The 22,610-nt window shown below is 47.1% G+C and carries 14 protein-coding genes and 1 tRNA gene; 12 read left to right on the top strand and 3 right to left on the bottom strand.

Annotated features, from left to right (window positions below; genetic code table 11):
• Positions 1-324 precede the first annotated feature (324 nt).
• The 7 genes from KWJ01_RS27230 to KWJ01_RS27200 all read left to right on the top strand — a co-directional run bounded on the left by KWJ01_RS27230 (position 325) and on the right by KWJ01_RS27200 (position 12,857).
• Positions 325-1,290: a carboxypeptidase-like regulatory domain-containing protein gene (locus KWJ01_RS27230; protein WP_225000297.1), complete on the top strand. Its 966-nt coding sequence runs from the start codon at positions 325-327 to the stop codon at positions 1,288-1,290.
• Between the two features lie 373 nt (positions 1,291-1,663).
• Complete coding sequence (locus KWJ01_RS27225) at positions 1,664-3,676, top strand: ATP-binding protein (protein WP_225000296.1); 2,013 nt, start codon at positions 1,664-1,666, stop codon at positions 3,674-3,676.
• 11 nt (positions 3,677-3,687) lie between these two features.
• A complete protein-coding gene (locus KWJ01_RS27220; RefSeq protein WP_225000295.1) occupies positions 3,688-4,320 on the top strand; it encodes a response regulator transcription factor in 633 nt (210 codons plus the stop codon).
• Positions 4,321-5,076: 756 nt separating this feature from the next.
• Positions 5,077-8,127, top strand: coding sequence for a TonB-dependent receptor (locus KWJ01_RS27215; RefSeq protein WP_225000294.1), 3,051 nt, complete (start codon positions 5,077-5,079; stop codon positions 8,125-8,127).
• Positions 8,128-8,154: 27 nt separating this feature from the next.
• Entirely contained in the window at positions 8,155-9,828 is a 1,674-nt protein-coding gene (locus KWJ01_RS27210) for a RagB/SusD family nutrient uptake outer membrane protein (RefSeq protein ID WP_225000293.1), read from the top strand.
• A gap of 162 nt (positions 9,829-9,990) precedes the next feature.
• Complete coding sequence (locus tag KWJ01_RS27205) at positions 9,991-11,832, top strand: alkaline phosphatase (protein WP_225000292.1); 1,842 nt, start codon at positions 9,991-9,993, stop codon at positions 11,830-11,832.
• A 47-nt stretch (positions 11,833-11,879) separates the two neighbouring features.
• Positions 11,880-12,857 (top strand): tartrate-resistant acid phosphatase type 5 family protein, encoded by a 978-nt coding sequence (locus tag KWJ01_RS27200; RefSeq protein ID WP_225000291.1) that lies wholly within the window; start codon positions 11,880-11,882, stop codon positions 12,855-12,857.
• A gap of 304 nt (positions 12,858-13,161) precedes the next feature.
• Here the strand turns inward: KWJ01_RS27200 and KWJ01_RS27195 are convergent, their stop codons facing one another.
• Positions 13,162-13,512 carry a helix-turn-helix domain-containing protein gene (locus KWJ01_RS27195; RefSeq protein WP_225000290.1) on the bottom strand — a complete coding sequence of 117 codons (351 nt, stop codon included), beginning with the start codon at positions 13,510-13,512 and terminating at the stop codon, positions 13,162-13,164.
• 124 nt (positions 13,513-13,636) lie between these two features.
• Between KWJ01_RS27195 and KWJ01_RS27190 the strand changes: the two genes are divergently transcribed.
• The gene (locus KWJ01_RS27190) at positions 13,637-14,509 is read left to right on the top strand and encodes an SDR family oxidoreductase (protein ID WP_225000289.1); all 873 of its coding nucleotides are present in this window, start codon (positions 13,637-13,639) and stop codon (positions 14,507-14,509) included.
• Positions 14,510-14,570: 61 nt separating this feature from the next.
• On the opposite strand, the gene KWJ01_RS27185 is transcribed toward KWJ01_RS27190, so the two are convergent.
• Positions 14,571-14,655 (bottom strand) — tRNA-Leu (locus KWJ01_RS27185).
• A gap of 336 nt (positions 14,656-14,991) precedes the next feature.
• Between KWJ01_RS27185 and KWJ01_RS27180 the strand changes: the two genes are divergently transcribed.
• The 4 genes from KWJ01_RS27180 to KWJ01_RS27165 all read left to right on the top strand — a co-directional run bounded on the left by KWJ01_RS27180 (position 14,992) and on the right by KWJ01_RS27165 (position 19,666).
• Positions 14,992-15,609 (top strand): DJ-1/PfpI family protein, encoded by a 618-nt coding sequence (locus KWJ01_RS27180; protein WP_225000288.1) that lies wholly within the window; start codon positions 14,992-14,994, stop codon positions 15,607-15,609.
• 197 nt (positions 15,610-15,806) lie between these two features.
• Positions 15,807-16,397 carry a hypothetical protein gene (locus KWJ01_RS27175; protein ID WP_225000287.1) on the top strand — a complete coding sequence of 197 codons (591 nt, stop codon included), beginning with the start codon at positions 15,807-15,809 and terminating at the stop codon, positions 16,395-16,397.
• A 328-nt stretch (positions 16,398-16,725) separates the two neighbouring features.
• Positions 16,726-19,263, top strand: coding sequence for a PAS domain S-box protein (locus KWJ01_RS27170; protein ID WP_225000286.1), 2,538 nt, complete (start codon positions 16,726-16,728; stop codon positions 19,261-19,263).
• Positions 19,253-19,666, top strand: a complete 414-nt coding sequence (locus KWJ01_RS27165; RefSeq protein WP_225000285.1) for a response regulator — start codon at positions 19,253-19,255, stop codon at positions 19,664-19,666. The genes KWJ01_RS27170 and KWJ01_RS27165 overlap by 11 nt, the downstream gene beginning before the upstream one ends.
• A 156-nt stretch (positions 19,667-19,822) precedes the next feature.
• Here KWJ01_RS27165 and KWJ01_RS27160 read toward each other — a convergent pair whose 3' ends face one another.
• Positions 19,823-22,258 carry a TonB-dependent receptor domain-containing protein gene (locus tag KWJ01_RS27160; protein ID WP_225000284.1) on the bottom strand — a complete coding sequence of 812 codons (2,436 nt, stop codon included), beginning with the start codon at positions 22,256-22,258 and terminating at the stop codon, positions 19,823-19,825.
• Positions 22,259-22,610 lie beyond the last annotated feature (352 nt).

The following is a 22,610-nucleotide window of genomic DNA, read 5'->3' as shown; positions in this document are numbered from 1 at the left end:
CCCCTCACAGTTTCACCACCCCCGGGCACTATCAATAAAAAAGTCCTCATAAATAAGGAGAAAGTTTCCTTATTTATGAGGATTCCGCCATATGTCACTTACAGCGTAATTTGTATAAAGAATGACCAGCTGCACTGCCAGCATGTTCAAACCTTTATAAAAGAAATTTTTTTCCCGGGCAGCATTTACATCGATGCCTATAGCTACCAGCGCACATAGTTACTATATGTACGGCACTGGCAAATGAGTTCTATTACCAACATACTACCTTAACCTTATGAACAAGAAACAAATCAGGACAAGCCTGCTCCTGGCCTTTAGCCTGTGTGTTGTGGTAAGCTGTACTACCACAGAAGAACCCGCCCTAACCCCACGGCAGAAGAACCAGCATGGGGCCCACAAACTCCTGCGCCGGAGGTAAAAGGAGAAGTACACTTTCAGGTGTCTGCGCAGGATGATTACCTGAATGTGATGGAATCCATGATGCCACGTGTGCCCAATTTCCCGCAGGTATCTGTTAAAGAAGGAAAAGTTCGTGGGTTTGTAGCCGATTTAAACGGCAATCCACTAGCCGGTGCTTTTGTTGGAGTTCGTTCCTCGGCCGTTGGTGGCTACTATTCTTCTGCCTCTGCAGAAACTGATGAGAATGGCTATTATGAAATTCTAGTACCCTGGGGAGCCACCCATTTTTGGTCCGGAGGTTACACAATTGATTATGGCACGGGCAGAGCCGCACTTTCGCTCTACCCTGCAGATAGCAAATTAGAAAGCTTTGAATCTACCACAGGAAAGGTAAAGAACTTTGTACTGCTCTCGTACGGACTGGCCGATGCCGATCACCGTGCAGAAAAGCCTTGGTCGTCGGGAGGCTATTTTGGGGGTGCTTTGTTTCTGAACTACAACATAGGCGATCCTGATGATATCTGGGCTGCGCGGGGAAGCCTGCCTCCGGATGCAGAAATACTCATTACCCTTACTCCCCTTGAAACCCTGTACGGGGAAAGCAGAAGCTTTGTCATCACCAAAAAAGTAGGCTCTACCTCGCTCAGCCTAAACAATATACCCATTGGCCGATATACCATTAGCGCCAGTTTAAAAGATGGCAGACAGCTAAAACTACGCCAGACAGGCCCCTATGTTTCCACCTATCCACATCATGGCCTCAAACCGAAAGAAGCCACAGGCAGTGCAGAGGTACTGTTTACACCCATGGGTGTGGAGGCTTCCTCTGCCTTACCAAATTATGGTGGCTGGAGGCCTGTAGACATAAAACTTGAACTTCCCTATTAGAAGAAACCAGTTGACACGCTCTTACACTGGCATCAGCAACTGGCAGAAAGGGAGCAGCTAAGCATAAGCAGCAGCAATTCAGGCTTACATGAATTTATGTTACCACAGCCATTGTCAGGAGATTAAACTTTTGTAATAATGCATTGTAATTTTAAATGCATCTGCAGCCAGCAGGAGTACTTGATGGTACTTCCGGATGATAAAAATAGAGCTCCAGGCAGGCTAAGAGAGACAATTCCGGAGAACTGCCGCTGGTTGTAGTGAAGTGATGGGCCATGGCATGATCAGTAAAGAAAGCTAATTGCTGCTCCTGCCTTTTTTGGGGCCCGGATATGGAGCCTCTTGCTAAGGTGCAATGTTAAAAACAAGAATCATGAAACTGAACTGCCTTCTGCTGTTAGTATTCCTGAGCCTTGCCTCCAGTTTGTACGGGCAGACTGGAAGCACCTCAGAACGCAACAGCCTGTTGGAGCGCTTAAGGCACAGCCCGGAAGATACTGCTGCCATTATGCTCTACCTGAGAATTGGCGAATCACTTGAAGGAACCGCTCCCGATTCGGCCGTATATTACTACCTGCAGGCTGGCAGGATTAGTGATAAGTTTAATTACCCGGCAGGAAAGGTTAAATACATTGCCTATCATTCTGAATTGCTCAACCGCCAGGGCAAATACGACCAGAGCCTGGCCCTGAATTTACAGGCAGTAGACATAGCACAAAAGCACCAGTTAAGGCTGCCACTGGCCAAGGCCTACGCCAATGTAGGGGTGAGCTATCAGTATAAGGCAGAATATGAACAAGCCCTGCAGTACTACTTAAAAGCTACTGCAGCCTTCGAAGACCTGAAGTATGAAACAGGCTTGCACATGCTCTACTCTAATCTTTGTGGTTTGTACGGTGATGAACTGAACCAGTATGACAAAGCCATGATCTACTGCGATAAGGCCGTAGCACTGGCCCGTGAGCAGGAGCATATCAGGGGACTGGGCATGGCACAGCTAAACAGGGGACTGGTGCTCATAAGAAAAAAAGACTATGCACAGGCACTCACAGCCATTCAGGAAGGCTACACTATTGGAAAGGAGCTCAGCAACGTTTATATGCAACTGGGGGCTCTTGGCAACATCATAGACATTTATCTTCGGAATGGGCAGTACACCCGGGTTATTCCTGTGGCAATGGAAATGGAAAATCTGGCAAAGTCTGTGGCAGATGTCAATAACGAATCTTTAGCACTAAACGGACTGGCCTCGGCCTATCTACACCTCAAAGAATACCAGAAGGCTAAACTGTATGCAAGCCAGGCCCTGAAGCTATGCCGCACCCATGAGCTCCGTGAAAGCTTGGGCAGTTCTGTACTGCAGTTAGCGAACATAGAGCTGGCATTGGGCAATATTGAAGCCTACGATTTACTGCGGGCAGAAGGCGACTCACTGGAGGCTGTGGTGCTTAACGAACAGGTAACCCAAAACATACAGGAGCTGGAAGCTAAGTACGAGGCCGCCAAAAAAGAAAGCAGAATTGAACAGCTACAGCAGGAAAATGAAATTCAGGTACTCAGCATCAGACAAAAAAATATACTGAATGCTGTTTTCACAGGCACTACAGTTTCACTGCTGGGCTTTGGTTTCCTTTTTTACCGCAACACCCGCAACAAGCGCATTATTTCCCTGCAAACCCAGGAGCTGCAGGCGCAGCGTATTAAAGAGCTGGAGCAGGCCCAGCAATTATTAGCTGTAAATGCCATGCTAAAAGGGCAGGAGGATGAACGCAGCAGACTTGCCAGGGATTTGCATGATGGCTTAGGCGGAATGTTATCAGGCGTTAAATTATTGCTAAGCAATATGAAAAGTAGTATGATTCTTACAGAACGGGATGCTGCCAGCTTTGCAATGGCCCTGGACCAGCTGGATAACACCATCCGGGAGCTACGCCGGGTGGCCCATAACATGATGCCCGAGTCGCTGGTCCGTTTTGGACTGGTGAAAGCCCTTCAGGACTTTTGCAGGGCTTTTCAGACAGAAGGCCAGCTTCAGATCAATTTTCAGGTGTTTGGCATGGAAGCCCGCCTGGAGGCCAATACCGAAATTATTTTGTACCGCATTGTTCAGGAGTTGCTCAACAATGTGGTAAAGCATGCTGCCGCCACAGAAGTGCTCGTTCAAATTATCCGGACAGAAAACACGGTTTCTCTAACCGTAGAAGATAATGGCAGGGGTTTTGACAGCACCCGGTCCTCTAAGGGAATTGGCTTAAGCAACATTCAATCCAGGATTGATTACCTGGGAGGTAATATAGATGTTTACTCAAATCCACAGCTGGGTACTACCGTTACCATTGAATTTACACTGAAAGAAGGCCAGAGCACTGCAGAAGTAATGGGTTGAAACAAACAATCATGACAACAAAAATAAGAGTACTGCTTATTGAGGACCATCCTATGATGATTGAGGGCTTAAAAAGCACCTTAAACAGCTCTGCACATGTAGAGGTAGCTGGCTTTGCCCTTAATGCAAGGGATGGGCTGGAACTGCTCCAGACAGTTGCAGCAGATGTGGTACTTTCTGATATCAGCCTGCCCGACTGCAATGGAATTGAACTGTGCAGAAAAATTAAAACCGAATATCCACAGCTAAAGATAGTGGCATTAACAACCTTTAACCAATACAATTATATTGCAGAAATGATGCAGAATGGCGCCTCGGGCTATGTGCTCAAAAACGCTACCACAGAAGAACTCCTGGATGCCATTACCGCAGTACACCTCGGCAAAAAATACTTTAGCACCGAAGTAACCGAAACCCTGCTGCAGCAACAAAAAGATGCGCCTAGCAACCTCCCCAGGCTAACCCGCCGCGAAAAAGAAATACTTAAACTGGTTGCCTCCGGTTTAACCAACCAGGAGATTGCCGATCAGCTTTTCATTAGCATCTTAACCGTTATCTCGCACCGAAAGAACCTCTTAACAAAGTTTAAGGCAACCAACACTGCTGCCATGATAAACTACGCCACGAAGCATCAGCTGCTCTGATTCAACAACATGATTGTAGGGGTACATTTGAAAAAGGAGCCTTATTTCAATATCTGTAGCAACAGTATCTCCACAGCGCAACCTCAACACAGGTAATTCCTGCATCCCCGCAGCCCGGGAGCTGCGTGAAAGATTTCCCTTACCTGATAACCCTCCACTTGACTTCCAGGAGTAAGTTTTGATTCAAGGGAAGATTCCCTCCGGCAGCAATGCAGCTATACGCTCTCAAGATTACCAAAACGTGATCAATGCGTAACCATTTTGTGCTGCCTTTCCCAATCATTCGCTGCACATTTAGTTTTTACTGCCTTTCGCCTGCCATTACCGGCACTTCGTTGAAAATAAAAGTTCGCCTACCCCGCTCTACCTACATTTGCAGGCAATAAAGCGAGGCTTTGAAATTGCTGCTAATGATTGGCAAGGTCTATTCTTAAGCCGGAAAAGACTGAAATAGGATGCTTGGATAGCTCAATACATACCCTTGATGCCCGCTATCTTTTAGCCATCCCCCTGCTTTCGGCCAGCAGCAATATTAAGCCACACTTTAGCTCTTTTGGTACAAGAAAAGTAGCAGCAGTATCCTTCAGTAAGGTAGTGCCTGTATGATACATTTTGATAACCAAGCCTTAATGATAAATCTAATTCCCTCTGATGCATAAAAGCGTACTTGCGCAAAAATCATAAAAAGCACCATAAGGTGCGGCAACAAGGGGAAAATCCACTCCATCTAACCATCGTAACCAAATAAATTTTTCAATGGAAAAACTGTATCACCTATTTAAGAGAATACTCTTCATGCAGTATTGCACCAGGCTTTTCTTTGTTAGCTGCCTTCTGGCTTATGCGGCTTTCATACCCTATTACGCTACTGCCAGTGTGGGTTACACAATTAACCACCAACCCTTTGCCCAGGATAAAGTGATAAAGGGCAAGGTAACAAACGAGGAGGGAGAACCGCTCCCGGGAGTAACCATTGTAGAAAAGGGCACCGTTAATGGTACCGTAAGTGATGTAGACGGCAACTTTCAGCTAACTGTTAGTTCTGCAGATGCCGTATTGGTTTTCAGTTTTGTTGGCATGATTAGCCAGGAGCAGAAGGTTGGCAACAGGTCTGCACTTAATGTAACGCTGGCAGAAGATACTGAAACCCTTTCAGAGCTGGTAGTAGTGGGTTATGGCACCCAGGAAAAACGGGATGTAACCGGTGCTGTCACCTCAGTACAGAGCGAAGAGTTTAACAGGGGCGTGATCAACTCTCCCGAGCAGCTGCTGCAGGGAAAGGTAGCCGGTGTAAATGTTACCTCGGCCAGTGGAGAACCCGGTGCTGTACAAGGTATCTCTATTCGCGGACCGGGCGGTGTACGTACAGGCAGCACGCCCCTATTTGTGGTAGATGGTCTGGCCCTGGATAACTCCAGCACCGGTGGTGCTACCAACCCCCTGAACTTCATCAACCCACAGGACATTGAATCCATAGATGTACTGAAGGATGCCTCGGCCACTGCCATTTACGGATCGCGCGGTGCCAATGGTGTGGTGCTCATTACCACCAAAAAAGGCAAAGCAGGGCAATCTTCCATCAACTACTCGCTGGGCTATGGCATCTCTACCATGGCACGCCCACTCGATGTATTCAGTGCCGATGAGTTCCGCAGGCAAGTATCTGCCCTGGAGGGCGACCTGAATGATATGGGTGCCAATACCGACTGGCAGGAGGAAATATCACGCACGGCCATTACCCAGAATCATAACCTGTCGTTTACCGGCGGGGCCGATAAGCTGGTGTATTATGCCTCTCTGGGCCTGCAGGATCAGGAAGGTGTGCTCAGGAACAGTAACCTGAAAAGATATTCTGCCAGGCTGAATGTTACGCAAAAGTTTCTGAATGACCTGCTGAATGTGGGGCTGAACCTGAATGCCTCCCAGACGAAAAGTGAGCGCCCGCCCATTTCCAGCATTATAGGCAGTGCGCTTTCTACCAATCCAACTTTTCCGGCCTACAACGAAAACGGAGCTCCTTACCAGTACGAGTCTGGAGATAACCCGCTACGTACGCTGGAGTTGTGGAAAGATATTACCACCACCAACAGGATTATTGCCAACATCACACCATCCCTAACAATAAGCAAGTCACTGGAATATAAGCTGAATCTTGGCGTTGACAACTCAAGTTCAGTACGCGATGAGCAGTCGCTGGCCAGCCTGGTGCCACAGCAGGATGGACGCCTGCTAACCACCAATGCCACTAACACCAACTACCTGGTGGAAAACTACCTTACCTACAACTATTTAAATCTGGATCATAATTTAACAGCCCTGGCCGGCCACTCCTACCAGAAAATATTTGTGCAGGAAAGATGGAACAGCATTAACAAATTCCCGATTTCCGATATCGAACCAAGGTACAACCCGGGTATGGGCCAGGAACTGACCATGGGCAATAACCTGCCCGGTGGTTTTGCACTGATCAACGAGTTGCAGTCTTTCTTCGGCAGAATAAACTATGGCTACAAAGACCGCTATTTACTTACTGCTACCGTTCGGGCCGATGGCTCCTCCAAGTTTGGTGAAAACAACAAATACGGCATCTTCCCTTCCTTCTCTGCAGGCTGGAGAATTTCAGATGAGAACTTTTTCAAGACATCATCATTCGTAAGCCTACTGAAATTAAGGGCAGGCTGGGGACAAACCGGTAACCAGGAAATACCTTCCAAAATTACCCAGCCCCTGTTTACTTCTGAAGTAACCGGTGGCACCAGTTATCCGCTCACACCTGGCGGGCCATACCCTGCTGGTACTACCTACACAAGGCTGGCCAACCCTGATATTCAGTGGGAGGTTTCTACCCAAACCAACATTGGTTTAGATTTTGGCCTCTTCAAAGGTGCCCTGTCTGGCTCTGTAGATGTGTTCAACAAAGTATCGAACAACATACTGCTGGAGGTTATTCCAACAGACCCTGTTCAGCCCGCCAGCACTACCTGGATGAACGTAGAGGACATGACCATCACCAACCGTGGCCTGGAGTTGGCCCTGAACTACCAGCACACCAACCCAGGCGGTGTAACTTACGGCATAGGTGGTAATGCAACCTTCATTCAGAACGAGGTGGAGAACTCGCCCTACACAGTTATTCCTTCCGGTAGTGCTACTGGCTCTGGTTTATCATCTGCCACCATTAACGGCTACGTAAACGGGCAGCCCATCGGTACCTTTTACCTGCAGGAGCACCTGGGTTTTGATGAAGCCGGCTTAAGCATTTACAGGGATGTAAATGAAGATGGCCTGATAAACGACAAAGACCGCGTGGTAGCAGGCAGTGCATTGCCTACAAGGCAGTATAACTTTAACGGCAACATTGCTTTCAGGGGCTTTGATCTGGCGGTAAACCTTAATGGCGTATCAGGCAACAAAATTTATGACAACACTGCCAATGCCGCTTTCTACAAGCTGCGTTTGTCTAAAGGCCTGAACACCACGCCTGAGGCCGTTGAAAACCCGGAAGAATCAACGAACAACTCTGCACCGGTCTCCACCCGCTTTCTTAAAGATGCCTCCTTTCTTCGCCTGAACAACCTTACCCTTGGCTACAACTTTAATACAAGCGCGTTTGGTATTGCCAAATGGGTACCAAAAGTAAGGCTGTCGGTAACCGGGCAGAACCTGTTCGTGATTACGCCTTATGATGGGTTTGACCCCGAAGTAAACACCGATCGTACCATCAATGGTGTGTCTTCGTATGGCATCGATTATATGAGCTATCCAAAAGCCAGAACGCTGCTCTTTGGTTTAAATGTGACATTCTAACCTGCCTTAACGCTCTTTTATAAGAATATGAAAAAGATCTTTAGTTTTTTAATGATGTTCATGGGTTTCGTAATCATTGAAGGATGCACTGATTTAAGTGAGGAGATCCTGGACGAAACCTCTTCCGGACTTTCTGACGCAGAGGCTGCCGACGCCAATTTAGCACCTGCCTACGCTCCCTTCAGCAGCCTGTTTACCCATGTTAACTATTTCAATTTACAGGAAATATCTACTGACGAGGCAATTCTTCCCTACCGCGGAGGCACAGACTGGGGCGATAATGGCATCTTCATTGCCATGCACACCCACAACTTCTCCACCACCGATCCCAGAATCAGGGATACCTGGAACAACATTATGAAGGGAATTGCAAGGTGTATTACTGCCCTGAACGTGCTGCCAACCCTTAAGAGCGAGAAGGTAAACCTTTACATAGCCGAGGCCCGGGCCTTGAAAGCCTACTACTCCATGCTTAGCCTCGATCTGTACGGACTGGTGTTTGTGAAGGATAATATTAACGAAACCTCGCAGATTTTAAGAGGTGCTGAAGCCTATGAGTATGTTAGAACTGAGCTCGAGGCGGTAGAATCTCAGCTCGACCCTAATGTGGGGCCAGGCCGCCTCTCAAGGGGCGCTGCACAGGGCCTTTTAGCACGCCTGTACCTGAATGCAGCTGTATACCGCGATCCGTATGCCGAAAGTTTTGATTTCCGCGCGGAGGATATGGACAAAGTGATCGAGTACTGCAACAAGGTAATTGAAGGGGGCAAGTACCAGCTTTCTCCCGATTACTTTGCCCTTTTCGATGATGACAACCACGACAACCCCGAGCTGATTTTTGTATACGACCAGCGTGCCGAGCTAAACGGACATAACCGGATGGCCTACTTTTCCCTCTCCGGCGATCAGTACCCGCTGCCAGAGTTTCCGGCTGCCAATGGTACCGATGGCCCCGGTATTACGCCTGACTTTTACCGCACCTGGGTAAATGCTTACGCCCCGGTAGATCCTGCGGATATCGATCCGAGGTTCTACAAAGAAAACCTGCCTCCTGCAGAAGCCTGTGTAGCTGCCGAAGATTTTCATATCAACAGAGGCATCCTTAGAGGCCAGCAGTATGGGCTTATTAAAGAGGGAGGCGTATTTGTGCGCTGCGAAGATGGCAGCTACAAGGTAGACAAGCTCTATAATAACAGCCGGAACAATCCTGATATTCCGGTAATCTTTACCGAGCAAATTGACTATACCGTAGAAGGAAGCGGTTACAGCACCGGCTATCGGGTAGAAAAGTATGAGTTCAGCCGTAAATCATCAAGCGGCAGAAACTTTGGAGAAGCCGATATTGTGCTGCTTCGCCTGGCAGACATTTACCTGATGCGTGCCGAAGCCAAACTGCGTAAGAATGGAGATGCCGCAGCCGCACTCGAAGATGTAAACACCGTAAGAGCCGCCAGAACAGCTACTACGCCTGCGCCAGCCCTGAATCAAATGTCGCTCGACCTGCTGTTCAGGGAGCGTGGCTTTGAGTTCTACTGGGAAATGCTGCGCCGCACCGATATGATCCGTTTCGGAAAGTATGAGGATAGCTGGACAGAAAAAACCAATAGCGACAAGTTCAAAAGGCTGTTCCCCATTCCGCAAAATGCGATAGACGGTGCCTCAAACGTACCGGGCTACCTGGTTCAAAACCCCAGCTACTAATTCAGCATCACTAAAAACCAGTAAACTAAAACAAGGAGGCTGATTCGGCAACACAACTCTGCTGGCTCAGGTACTGATTGTTGAACAGCCTCTTTTTAAGTGGAATGTTAGAAAACAGGTTTCGGCTTAACCTCTAACATTCCACTTCTTTATTTTAAACCTATGAAAAAACTTCTGATTTTCTGCATCACCATTTTTGTTTCAGCACTCGCCACGGCGCAGGTGTATACCGCCTCCAATATTTTTGCGCATAACGATTATGTTCAGCCTGTTCCGTTCTATACAGCCTATGTGCAGGAGGTTGGGTATCTCGAGGCAGACATCTTTCTGCAGGGAAAAGAACTGTATGTGGCCCACACCCGCGAAGAGATTGAAAAAGACAAAACGCTGGAGGGGCTTTACCTAAAGCCCCTTCAAAAATACATATCGGCCAATAAGGGCTTTGTATATGCTGATTCGGGTAAAACACTCACGCTCATGATTGACCTGAAGACAGAGGGAGCCTCCACCTTAACGCAGTTAGTCAAAATACTGAAAAAATACCCGCAGCTACTCGCCTCTCCCAGCCTCAAAATTACCATCAGCGGTAATACCCCAGAGCCGGCTACATGGAAGGAATATCCCTACTTTATCTATTTCGATGGCCGGCCGGGTATAGCCTACACCCCTGAACAGCTGGAGCGGATCAGCCTCATCAGCACCAGCTTCAGGGAGTACACCCAGTGGAATGGCAAAGGCGTACTACCCAAAGAAGAAAAACGTACGCTGCAGGCGCTCATCAACGATGTTCATGCCAAAGGCAAAAAGATTCGCTTTTGGGCCAGCCCGGACTTTGGCAATGCCTGGATCCAGCTCATGAACATGCAGGTAGATGTGCTGAACACGGATAATGTGCCCAGACTGGCTGCTTTCCTGAAAGACTTACCCAAAAACACTTATCAACATACCAGCCCTCATGCGGTCTATAAGCCCTCTGTTGCACACTCCTCCCAAAAATCAGGGCCCAGAAATATTATTCTGATGATTGGCGATGGCATGGGGCTAACCCAGCTCTACAGCGGCTATGCTGCCAATCGAGGGCAGCTAAATATTTTCAATATAAAAGACATTGGCTTTTCCATTACCACGGCTACAGACAGCGACATTACCGATTCTGCAGCAGGTGCAACAGCCATGGCCAGCGGCAGCAAAACAAACAACCGGCACGTGGGTGTTGACTCCCTCGGAAATCCTCTGGTTCCCATTACCGAAAAACTGAAGAGCAGGGGCTTTAGCACCGCTATCATTTCTAATGGCGATGTTACAGACGCTACCCCTGCCGCCTTTTACGCACACCAAGCAGAACGTAGCCTAAGCGAAGCCATTGCCTACGATTACCTGTCCAGCAACAACGACATACTGATAGGAGCCGGAGCAGGTGCTTTTAAAAACAGGAAAGATGGTAAGAACCTGTTGCAGGAGCTCCGGCAGAAAGGCTACTTTGTTTCAGAATCATTCAGTGCTATAGACAGTGTGCAGGGTAATAAAGTACTGATCCTGGACGGGGCAAATGCTCTCTCAAAACAGCAGGGCAGGGGCGATTTTTTGCCAAGTGCACTCGTAAAGAGCTTACAGCTGCTATCACATAAACCAAAACCATTTTTTGTAATGGCAGAAGGTGCCCAAATTGACTGGGGCGGGCATAGCAACGACATGGGGTATGTAGTGCGTGAGGTGCTCGATTTTGACCAGGCCATTGGGGAGGCCATGAAATTTGTAGATAGCGATGGGGAAACGCTGCTCCTTATTACTGCCGACCACGAAACCGGAGGTCTTTCTCTCTTAGGAGGTGATGTTTCAAAGGGATCCATCCACGGCCATTTCAGTACTACAGACCATACAGGGGTAATGGTGCCGGTTTTTGCCTATGGTCCCGGCTCAGAAGCCTTTAGGGGAGTATACCAGAACACCGAACTGCACTGGAAAATTATGGAGCTCCTGAAAGTACTGCAGGAGCAGAACTAAGGGCTGCCTACAACAGCACACACCACGAAACAGACTTAAATCCAGAAATGAAAAAAACGTTATTTTACCTCCCTGTGCTTTTTATAGCAGTTGCGCTGCTGTCCTTTACCTTCTCCACGCATCACAAAAACCAGGCAGCAGATAAGCCTGCCGCAAACACCCCCGCCCTAAATTTTATAGTAATGGGAGACTGGGGAAGAAACGGGGAGGATCATCAAAAAGAGGTAGCCAGGCAAATGGGCAAAACCGCCAAAGAAATGGGGGTGAGTTTTGTTGTTTCCACAGGAGATAACTTTTACCCCAGTGGCGTTGTGAGTGAGTTTGACCCACTGTGGCGGTATTCTTTTGAAGATATTTACACCGATTTTTCCCTGCAGTTTGACTGGTACCCTATTTTAGGCAACCATGATTATAAATCAGACCCAGATGCACAGGTAGCCTATTCGAAAATTAGCCGCCGCTGGAAAATGCCGGCCAGGTACTACTCTAAAACATTCAACATCCCCGGCAGTAACGGGCAGAAAGTGCTCATTGCTTTTATTGATACCAACCCGCTCATAAAGGAGTTTTACAGCAATACAGAATACGGCCCCAATGTTGCCAGCCAGGATACCCTGCAGCAGAAACGCTGGCTGGAAGAAGTGTTGAGCACCCCTGACCCGGATATTCAATGGAAGCTGGTGGTGGGCCACCACCCCATGTTTTCCGGGGGCATGCGTAAAGAGGGTTACGATACAAAAGCAATACGTTCTACCCTTAAGCCGCTACTGGATAAACACGAAGCCGATGCCTACATTTCCGGACATGAACACGACCTGCAGCACATCCTTCCCGAAGGGAAAACCCATCATTTCATCTCCGGCTCTGCATCAGAAATACGCAAAACCGGCAAGCTTCCCGAAAGCAAGTTCGCGGCTTCGGAATATGGCTTTATGGTATTTTCCGTTACAAAAGATGCCATACTGGTTCAGGTAATTAACGATGAAGGCAAAGTTCTGTACAAAACAAAGCTGGAGAAGCGGTAAGCACCTGGTACCGATGCCAGGGGGCCCGACGATGCCCTGCTGGACTTGAAGTAGCTTTTACAGATGAAGGGTAACGGATAGGACATTAACTAGCATCCTTGCTGAAACAAAAAGCAGCCAAACCAGAAATCTGGTTTGGCTGCTTTTCCTGGTGCCCCAACGTGGAGCTGCTTGAACTCTTAAGCCTGGAATTCAAAGCAGGTGATGCGGTTCTATAGTGACTACTGCTAGCTATTTCAACGATAGCAAAGCAATTCGTTGCTTATCCGGAACGCTAAATACACAACCACAACAGGCACTAAACTCAATCCGTAATGACTGCCTTACGATGAGCCAGCCCCCACTCAACCATTTTATCCAAAACCTCGCCTATGGTTTTACCTGAATCAGTAAGGCTGTATTCTACTGTTACCGGTGTGGTATCATAAACTGTTCGCTTTACAATACCATTCAGCTCCAGCTCCTTTAACTCCTTAGAGAGCATACGGGGCGTGATTTTAGCAATGTTACGCTCCAGTTCCATAAAGCGCTTATTACCAAACAGCAGCGTACCAATAATGGGCAGCTTCCATTTTCCATTAATTACGTTCAGCGTATCATTGATAGCTAAAACAAATTCAATCGGACAAGACTTAGCTTCTAACAGGCTTTTCATAATAGGCTGGCTGGCTGCCACTATACCAAAGTATAGTACTACATTTTAAGATGTTACTATATATTATATAGCGAATGTACTAGCTTTGCTCAATATAATGTTCAATGACAAACAAATTTTTTATATGATTTTAGTAACAGGCGCAACAGGACACTTTGGAAATGCAGTTATAGAATTTCTGCTTAAGAAAGGGGTACCAGCCAGCAACATAAGCGCATTGGCAAGAGATAGCGCAAAAGCAGAAGCACTGAAAGCCAAAGGCGTAACCATTAAAATTGGAGATTACGATAACTACAGTGCACTCATGCAGGCGTTCAAAGGCGTAGACCAGCTACTGCTTGTTTCCGGCAGTGATTTGGAAAAACGCGGAAAGCAGCATGAAAATGTGGTAAAGGCAGCTGTAGAAGCAGGGGTTAAGCATATTTATTATACCAGCATCGACAGGAAAAGCGATAATGCTGAAGCATCGCCCATTGCCCTGGTGATGAAAACGCACCTTGACACGGAGCGGCACATAAAATCATCGGGCATGGCCTACACCCTGCTGCGAAACAACATTTATGCCGATATGATCCCCATGTTTTTAGGAGAGCAGGTGGCCAATACGGGTGTGTTTTTCCCTGCAGGAGAAGGAAAAGTTGCCTTTGCAACACGGGAAAATATGGCCGAAGCAACCGCTGCAGTGCTGGCAAGCAGGGAGCACCAGAACAAAGAGCTTGTCTTTAGCAATACCGACAGTATATCTTTTGGTGATATTGCTGCTATGCTTAGTGATACACTTGGCACTAAAATTCCATACGTAAATCCAACTGCTGAAGACTTCGCCCAGGCACTGAGCAGCGCTGGTGTTCCTGCCCCCATAGTAACAATGTCGGTAGAATGGGCAGAAGCCTTTAAACAGGGAACATTCTCCCAAACAAGCACTGATCTGGAAAAACTATTAGGCAGAAAGCCCACTACAGTGAAAGAATATTTATCAGGAGTGTACAGCTCATAGGACTACTAAATTCTTAAGAAAAAAGCGGCCAAACTAGATTATCCAGTTTGGCCGCTTTTTTTGGTGCCCATGGAGGGACTCGAACCCCCAAGCCTCTCGGCACATGTACCTGAAACATGCGTGTCTACCAATTTCACCACATGGGCGTGTTTGAATTGGAGATGCAAATGTAGCAGACTCTCCACATGTTTGCAATACCTCTTTCCTTAAATATTAAATAATTTTTTTCCTGGCTTGTTCACTTCAAACTAAAGCATAGCTGAGCATAAGCATGGCTACATCATTCCTGCCACGGTCATCATTGTCTCACAGGAAAAACAAGATCCAGTCCGTGCATGTTTCCCAGCCTCCCTTTTCCAGCACTACCAGCCTCACAAAAAAATTAACATCTGATAAACAATCTTCGCTACGGCCGGGTCATATGGTGTACGGGGTAAAATCCCGATCCAGTCATAATATAACAGCCACCAAATCAGATAGGTATGAAGGATCAGAAAGTATACAGATCGGGAATACTACTTTACCCAGGCGTGGAAATATTAAATGTGGCAGGCCCTGCAGAAGTGTTTGCAGCAACAGCACACTTTAAAGTAATTACCTTAAGTCTTACAACGGAACCAATACGGGCCAATAAGGGCTTTACCCTTGTGCCGGATTACGAACTGAAAGATAGCCCCCTGCTGGACGTGCTGGTAATACCGGGTGGCTGCATCGAAAAAATACAAGACAATGAAGAAGTTTTAAGGTGGCTGAAAGCTATGTCTATCAAAACTAACCTGCTTTTGTCGGTTTGCACTGGGGCCTACTTGCTGGCAGCTGCAGGCTTGCTGGATGGGAAAATCTTTACAACCCATCATGAGCACATCGACAGCCTGCAGCAATATGCACCCTATGGCAAGGCCATCAGGGGCCCACGCTACACCGATAGCGGGAATATTATTGCTACTGCCGGTGTTTCGGCAGGCATAGAAGGCGCTCTGCATGTGGTAAGGCGGCTAAGAGGTGTAGCCACTGCACTTCATACAGCTGCCTCAATAGAATTCCCCTACTGGCAGCAGACTGCAGAGTTCCGGGCAGACACCAATGCAGCAACAGGCTGAAAATACAAATCTCTGGGGCAATAAATAACTTTCGTGTTCGTATACCTACGAAAAATCTTTATCTTGCAATCCTCCTTAGTGTGGAGTCAATAAATTGTAGTATTCTTAGATCAATCCAACGAGGGCTTGCATAGTAACAGAATAGAGCTATGAAATTTTTGAGCAAACATCTTCTTTGCCTATGTCTGCTGTTGAGCATGGGCTACTCCCTTCAGGCACAAGACGCGCCAGCAGGATCAAACAATAGTTTATCCAGGCAATTCCAGAACATGAAGGAAGGCGCCAATAATTACCAGGAGTATAAAGTAGTGAGGGAAAGGAACCTGGATGAGTTTTGGAAAAATGTACAGGACACCCTGGCAGCCAGACAACGGCAAATGCTGGAGTCGAGACAGCAGATTCAGGATCAGCAGCAGGAGATAAAGAGGTTATCTCAGGAAATAAATGAGCGCAACCAGGAGGTAGCCGAAAGCGAATATGAAAAAGCACATATTCAGGTACTGGGAATGAATATTCAGAAAGAGGCTTATGTTACCTTTAACTGGGTAGTAATTGGACTTTTAATACTTATCCTGGCCGTTGTACTCTATAACCACCGCAACAGCAAACGCTTTGCCGTTCGCAAACGCAGTGAATTTGAAATGCTGGAGCAGGAGTTTCAGGATTTTAAGAATCGTTCGCGCGAGCGCGAAACCAAGCTCATGCGCGAGCTGCAAACTGAGCGCAACGCCGTTGAAGAACTTAACCAGCAGCTGGTAGCCGCACAAAGAGGCAAACCCGGCGCTTAATTAAGCCATACCTTAAAACAAGAAGAGCCAGCCTCCAGGGGTTGGCTTTTTTTCTGCAGTTGACAGGCATAAAAGTCTGGTACTTATTAGCCAGCACCCAACCCTTCTCTTTTGCCTGGCTTTGCCTTCAATTAATTATTTTTTTTATGCCCCTTAAGCACCTGCTTAACCATTAAAATCACTAAATAATGGAGCGATCCACATGCATATCCCCCTGACTTAAATAATTTCATTATTTTTGTAAGTGAGCGAATCCAGGCATGAACTATTTTAGTTAACCTTTAGTAATTTATGCAACAACTGTCCTTAACTGTTCTCTCCTATAAATATGGCTTTAGTGGTGCAAGAGAATGAATCGAAAAGCTTGTTTTGTTTCAAAGAAGCGAAAAAGTTTACCAACTACCTTCTTAACAACCGGCTGGAGGAAGTTGCCAGGGAAAACCTTAAGATGCTAAGGGAGTACCAGTTACCCCTGCTTGCTTTTTTTGATCACCTGTCAGAAGAAGAGCTTTTGCTTGTTACACAGAAATCGCTACAAGCTTTTTTTGAAGATATTGATCAGGATACAGCCCTTACAAAAGCGCTGCTGGAACTTATACACTGGAAGAACAATGAACTGCCAGGCATTCCAAAAGAAGGCATTCAGGGGGTAGACCTTGTAATTGGCTACAGCATTAGAAAACAGCTCTTCCTGAAGTTTTTACCCGATTTTACCAGCGACTGCAACCAGATTGTATCAATCATGCAGGAGATGGAACAGTTTCACATAGAGCTTAAGCGCCACGCCTTTGATACCTATGTGGAGATTCAGAAAGAAGAACTCCGTAAACAAAATGATTTTCTGTCTTCGCTGGTAAGCAACAGCGAAGATGCTATCATGGCCTTTGACCCGGAGCTTAGGCTAACCGAATGGAACACTTCGGCAGAAAAAATCTTTGGCTCCACCAGAGAGGATGTTTTAGGCCGGGGTGTAACAAGCATAAACCCAAAGCTGAAAAATACTCCTTACCTCAATTCTCTTGAAAAAGCATTAAAGGGCGAGCGCATTCAGCTGGTACGGCAACCTTACATTAACCGCAAAGGATGGTACGATGCTATTCTTGTGCCCCTCCACGACAAAGAGGGAAGCGTTAGCGGGGCTCTTAGTGTGATACACGATGTTTCAGAAGCAGTAGAACAGGAGGAGAGACTTAAGGAACACCAGGAAGAACTGCAGGCCTCCAATGAAGAACTCCAGGAAAGCCTTGCACAGCTGGAAGAAACCCAGGAAATACTTAGAACTGCCGTAGAACAGCTGGAAGAGGCACAGGCAATTGCCCAGCTGGGCAACTGGGAGTATGATATTACGCGCAACCTGGTGTTCTGGTCTAAAGAAATGCGCCGTATCTATGGGATTGGCGAAGAAGAACTTGACCTTACTTATAACACTTACCTGGAGCTGATCCATCCCGATGACCGCGAGGTGGTGGCCACCACCATTGCCGACTGCTCTGTAGACCAGATACCTTTTGCCATAGAGCACCGCATTTGCCGCCGTGATGGCGAGGTGCGCTGGGTGCTGAGCCAGGGCAAGGCCAGCCTGACATCAGATGGTAAGCTGTACAAGCTTAGCGGAACCGGCATGGATATTACCGAACGCAAGCTTGCCGAAATGAAAGTGCAGGAGGAGCAACACTTTATCCGCACAGTTACAGACACAACACCGGATGTGATCACTGTTTTCGATCTGGAAAAACGCGTAAACATATACGGTAACCGTGAACTGCACGAAGTGCTCGGCTATACCCCTGAAGAAGTAGATGAATTACGCAAAACCAAAGGCAGCAACTGGGTGTACAGCCTGCTGCATCCCGAGGATCTGCCACGTTTCTTTGCCTTTATAGAAGGCCTGCGCTCTTACACCGGTCAGCAGGCCCGCGAGATAGAGTACCGCGGCAAAAACAAACAGGGCCATTACCTCTGGATAATGGGGCGTTACAATGTGTTTAAGCGCAATGAAAAAGGGCAGGCAACACAAATCATTGGCGTAAGCCGAGATATTACCGAACGCAAAAAAGCAGAGCAGCTAATTCTGGAAAGTGAAGCCCGCCTTCGTGAAATCAACAATAAGCTGGAAGAGCAGGTAGCCTCCCGCACCTCTGAGCTTAGCCGGAAAAACCAACAGCTTACACGCATCAACGCCGATCTGGATAATTTTATTTATACAGCCTCTCACGACCTAAAGGCCCCAATTGCTAACCTGGAAGGCCTGCTTACGCTGCTGGATGCCAAAATAAAAGCAAGCCTTTCGGAGCGTGAGCAAAACCTGCTGGATATGATCTACAAATCGGTAAACAGGTTTAAGAAAACCATCAAAGACCTTACCGACATTGCCCATATGCAAAAGGAACTGGAAGAAGAGGTTGCAGAAGCGGTACATTTCCAGCCCCTGCTGCAGGACTTACAGGCCGACATCAGCAACCTGATGCAGGAAAGCAACACACAGCTGCACATTAACCTGGAGGTTGATAAACTCAACTATAACCGCAAAAACATGAGGAGCATTCTGCACAACCTCATTACCAATGCCATTAAATACAGACACCCCGACCGTGCACCGGAGATACACCTCGGCACCCGCCGCATAGGCGATTATATTGTGCTGAGGGTATCCGACAATGGGCAGGGAATTCCGCAGAAACAACAGGATAAAATCTTCTCGCTCTTTAAACGCCTGCACAAAGATGTTGAAGGATCGGGCATGGGGCTGTATATTGTAAAACGCATCATAGAAAACAGCGGCGGTAGAATTGAAGTAGAAAGTGAAGTAGGACAAGGTTCTGTCTTTAATCTGTATTTGTTAGACCAGGCAGTTAATGAAAGCTAAGCTAGAAAAGATCCTGCTGGTAGATGATGACCCTATCAGCAACTTTGTTACCGAAGAACTGATCAAGGAAAAAGGATTTTGCCAAACCATTGTAACTGTTACCGATGGCCAGCAAGCCCTGAACTTTCTGGAGCAGGATATTAATGAAACCCCTTCCGCCTATGATGGCAGCTGTATTCTAGTACTGCTGGACCTTAATATGCCTGTAATGGACGGCTTTGAGTTTATGGAAGAACTGGAAGCACGGCAGTTACACGAGAAAGTAAAAGTTGCAGTACTTACCAGCTCCGATAATCATAAAGATATTTCACACGCACAGCAGCTTGGCTTTACCGCCTACCTGCAAAAGCCACTGGTGGTAGAGGAAGTAAGAGCACTGGTAGCAGAGTGCTTCACTGCCTGAAGTAGCAGTTTATTCACTACCCAAGCCGCAAAAACAAAAAAGGGCCTCCCAAGCGGGAGGCCTTTTTTTCTAACACTAATCAAAAAAAGATTTTTATAGCTTAAAAAGCTTTGCTGCCGGCAGTTTGCCCCTGCAAAGCATAAGGCTTGAATGCTGTTAATTCTGGTTGCCTCCATCCAGGCGGCGCTGCTCTTCTTCTCCTGCACTTTTGCGGCGGCGTATTGGCTTCACATCCTTATTACCAAAATTGTAGGTAAAGGTAAGGCGGGCCTGGCGGCTCTCCCACTGGTTAAGAATGGTCATATCCACACCGGCAAAATTCTGCGTGCCCTGCCAGCGCATGGTTCTGAAAATGTCGTTTACATTAAGCTTTAAAGTGGCTGCTTTATTCATGAAGGTGTACTGAACACCTGCATTGATAGCCCACATTTCCCTGGAGCGCATGGCGCCATATACCTGCGGCGAGTTGTAAAAGCCAGTTAACTCTGCTGAAAAATCATGCGGCAGCTTAAAGCGGTTCATGATGTTCAGGTTATAGGAGAGCATGTTAATATCCAGCTGCTCACCCAGGAGCGGACCTTTGTAACGGTTATGGAACAGGCTAAAGCTATTCTGGGCACTCCACCACTTTGTAAAATCAAAGGGCGCACTGATATTCACACTCATGTTATAGAGGTCGGCCAGGTTTTTCATGGTCGAATAACTGTAGCGCTCATCTTCCTTGTTTAGCTCAGGCACCTGGGTATACACTTCAGCAGTATGGCTGTAGCCTACATTCAGGCTGTATAGTTTCTTAAAGGTGTAGTTGGCCTGCAGCTGGTTGGTAAACTGCGGCTGCAGATCGGGATTTCCCTGGAAGTAAGTATACTTATCGAGCAGGTACACAAAGGGGTTCAGCATCTGGTAAGAGGGCCTGTCGATGCGGCGGCTGTACGATAAACCAGCCTGGTGATTTTCGCTGATGCTATACTGCAGAAAAGCACTTGGGAAAAACTCAAGATAATCCCTGGTGCGCACCTCCTGCCGGGTAATGGAATTACCCTCGTACCAGGTATGCTCTGCCCGCAGGCCTGTTTGCACACTTAGCTTGCCAAACTGTCGGCTCCAGTTAGCATAAGCAGCATTGATACGCTCTTTGTACAGGTAATGATTGGTTCTGGCAGCGTCTACCACCCTGTCTTCACCAAGCACATTATAGAACTGCACATCGTTATCGGTAGTAACAAAACTGGTTTTAGCACCCAGCTCTACCTTACCCTTCTCCAGTGGCAGGGTATAATCCAGTTTACCTACTACAATATCAATATCTGAAGGGGTAAGGCTGGTAATTACCTCCCGCTCATTATCTTCCGGATTTGCATAAAAAGAGCTGTTGGTAATATTATCTGTTTTCTCGCCATTGAAAAGCGTGTACTCAAGATCTGCAGTAAGCTCATGTCCGGGCTTGCCAAAAGTTCTGAGGTAGTTGGCATTGAAAGAGTAGTTGCTCATGCTGTTTTCTACTGTACCCCTGGTAAGCAGCTCTTCTTTCAGCAGGTTATCTGCTGCCCTGTACTGGTAGGTGTTATTGTTAAGGCTAAGGTTCCAGGAGTTTACAAATCCTGTAGCCGAAATGCCAAAGGTATTTTTATCGTTCAGGGCATAATCTACCCCTGCCTTAAAGCTTTGGTTGTGCGAGGTAAATGGGCGGGTGTTATTCTGGTCGAAGATAATCTGCTCATTGTTGTACTGCAGTCTCCTGTCCAGGAAGGTTTCGCTGAAACGGCGGCCGTAGTTATAGTTGTAGTTACCAAACCAGTTGTAGTTGCCTTTGCGGTAGTTAAGGTTAAGGCCACCATTTGCTTTCTCGTAGCGGCCATAACCGGTACCGGCATTGATAGTACCATTAAAGCCATCGCTCTTGCCTTTTTTGGTGCGGATATCAATAATTCCTGAATTACCATCTGCATCGTATTTGGCCGATGGGTTGGTAATAATATCAACCCGCTGCACGGCATCGCTGGGCATATTACGCAGCAGGTTTGCCACCTCCGTACCCGACATGCGGGTGCGCCGGCCATCAATCATTACAATCACACCATTTTTGCCATTCAGGTTTATGTTATCGTCTTTGTCTACAATAACCCCCGGAGCCCTTTCCAGCACTTCCAGCGCGTTGCCGCCACTGGCCAGTATACTGCCCTCTACGTTCACCACGGTACGGTCGGCCTGCTGCTCAATCATTGGCTTCTGGCCTACAACGGTTACCGCATCGAGCTGCTCCACATTTTCGCGCAGCTGCAGCTGTGGCAGGCCGGGAGCACTGCCAGCGGCTACTGTAACCGGTCCAGCCCAGGCCTTGGCATACCCCATCATGGTGGCCGATAGCAGGTAGCGCCCCTCTTTTATCTGCGGAAATATATATGCTCCCTCTGCATCACTTATAGCACCTTTCACCATGGCAGAATCGGCAGCGTTCAGGATCATTACAGTGGCAAACTCTACAGGCTTATTATTCTCATCTACAACTTTACCTTTTAGGTTAGTCTGAGCCGTAGCGGCTGTTGCCATACAGAGCAACAGACATAGAAGGGGTATAGGTTTATTGATCATATGCATTGGTAGTTGGAGTGGCAATCTTTATGCTAAGGTCAAAAATGCTTATAGGCTATACAAGGTACTTTGCAATAAACGGTAGTTTTTAGTGATGAACAGTAGCCACAGGAGTTTTAACTACTTTAATAGACTGAATAAAGGTATTATTCATTACACGTAAGCACTAACAAATTTTGAGGAACGGCAAAATAAGATGATAATGAAGCTATTTACCTTATTCAATAGGTGCCAAAGCAGCTATTTTAACATTCTTTAACATTGTATGTAAGCACTTACATATATTCACCAAAGTATGCCACCATCATTACAAACATTACCGGCATATAGTGGCGCAAAAAAAGAGCCCCCG

This window comes from Cesiribacter sp. SM1 (assembly GCF_020178975.1).
Taxonomy (GTDB): domain Bacteria; phylum Bacteroidota; class Bacteroidia; order Cytophagales; family Cyclobacteriaceae; genus Cesiribacter.
Note: the sequence above shows the minus strand (reverse complement) of the source record. Positions and strands in the feature narration are given on the sequence as shown.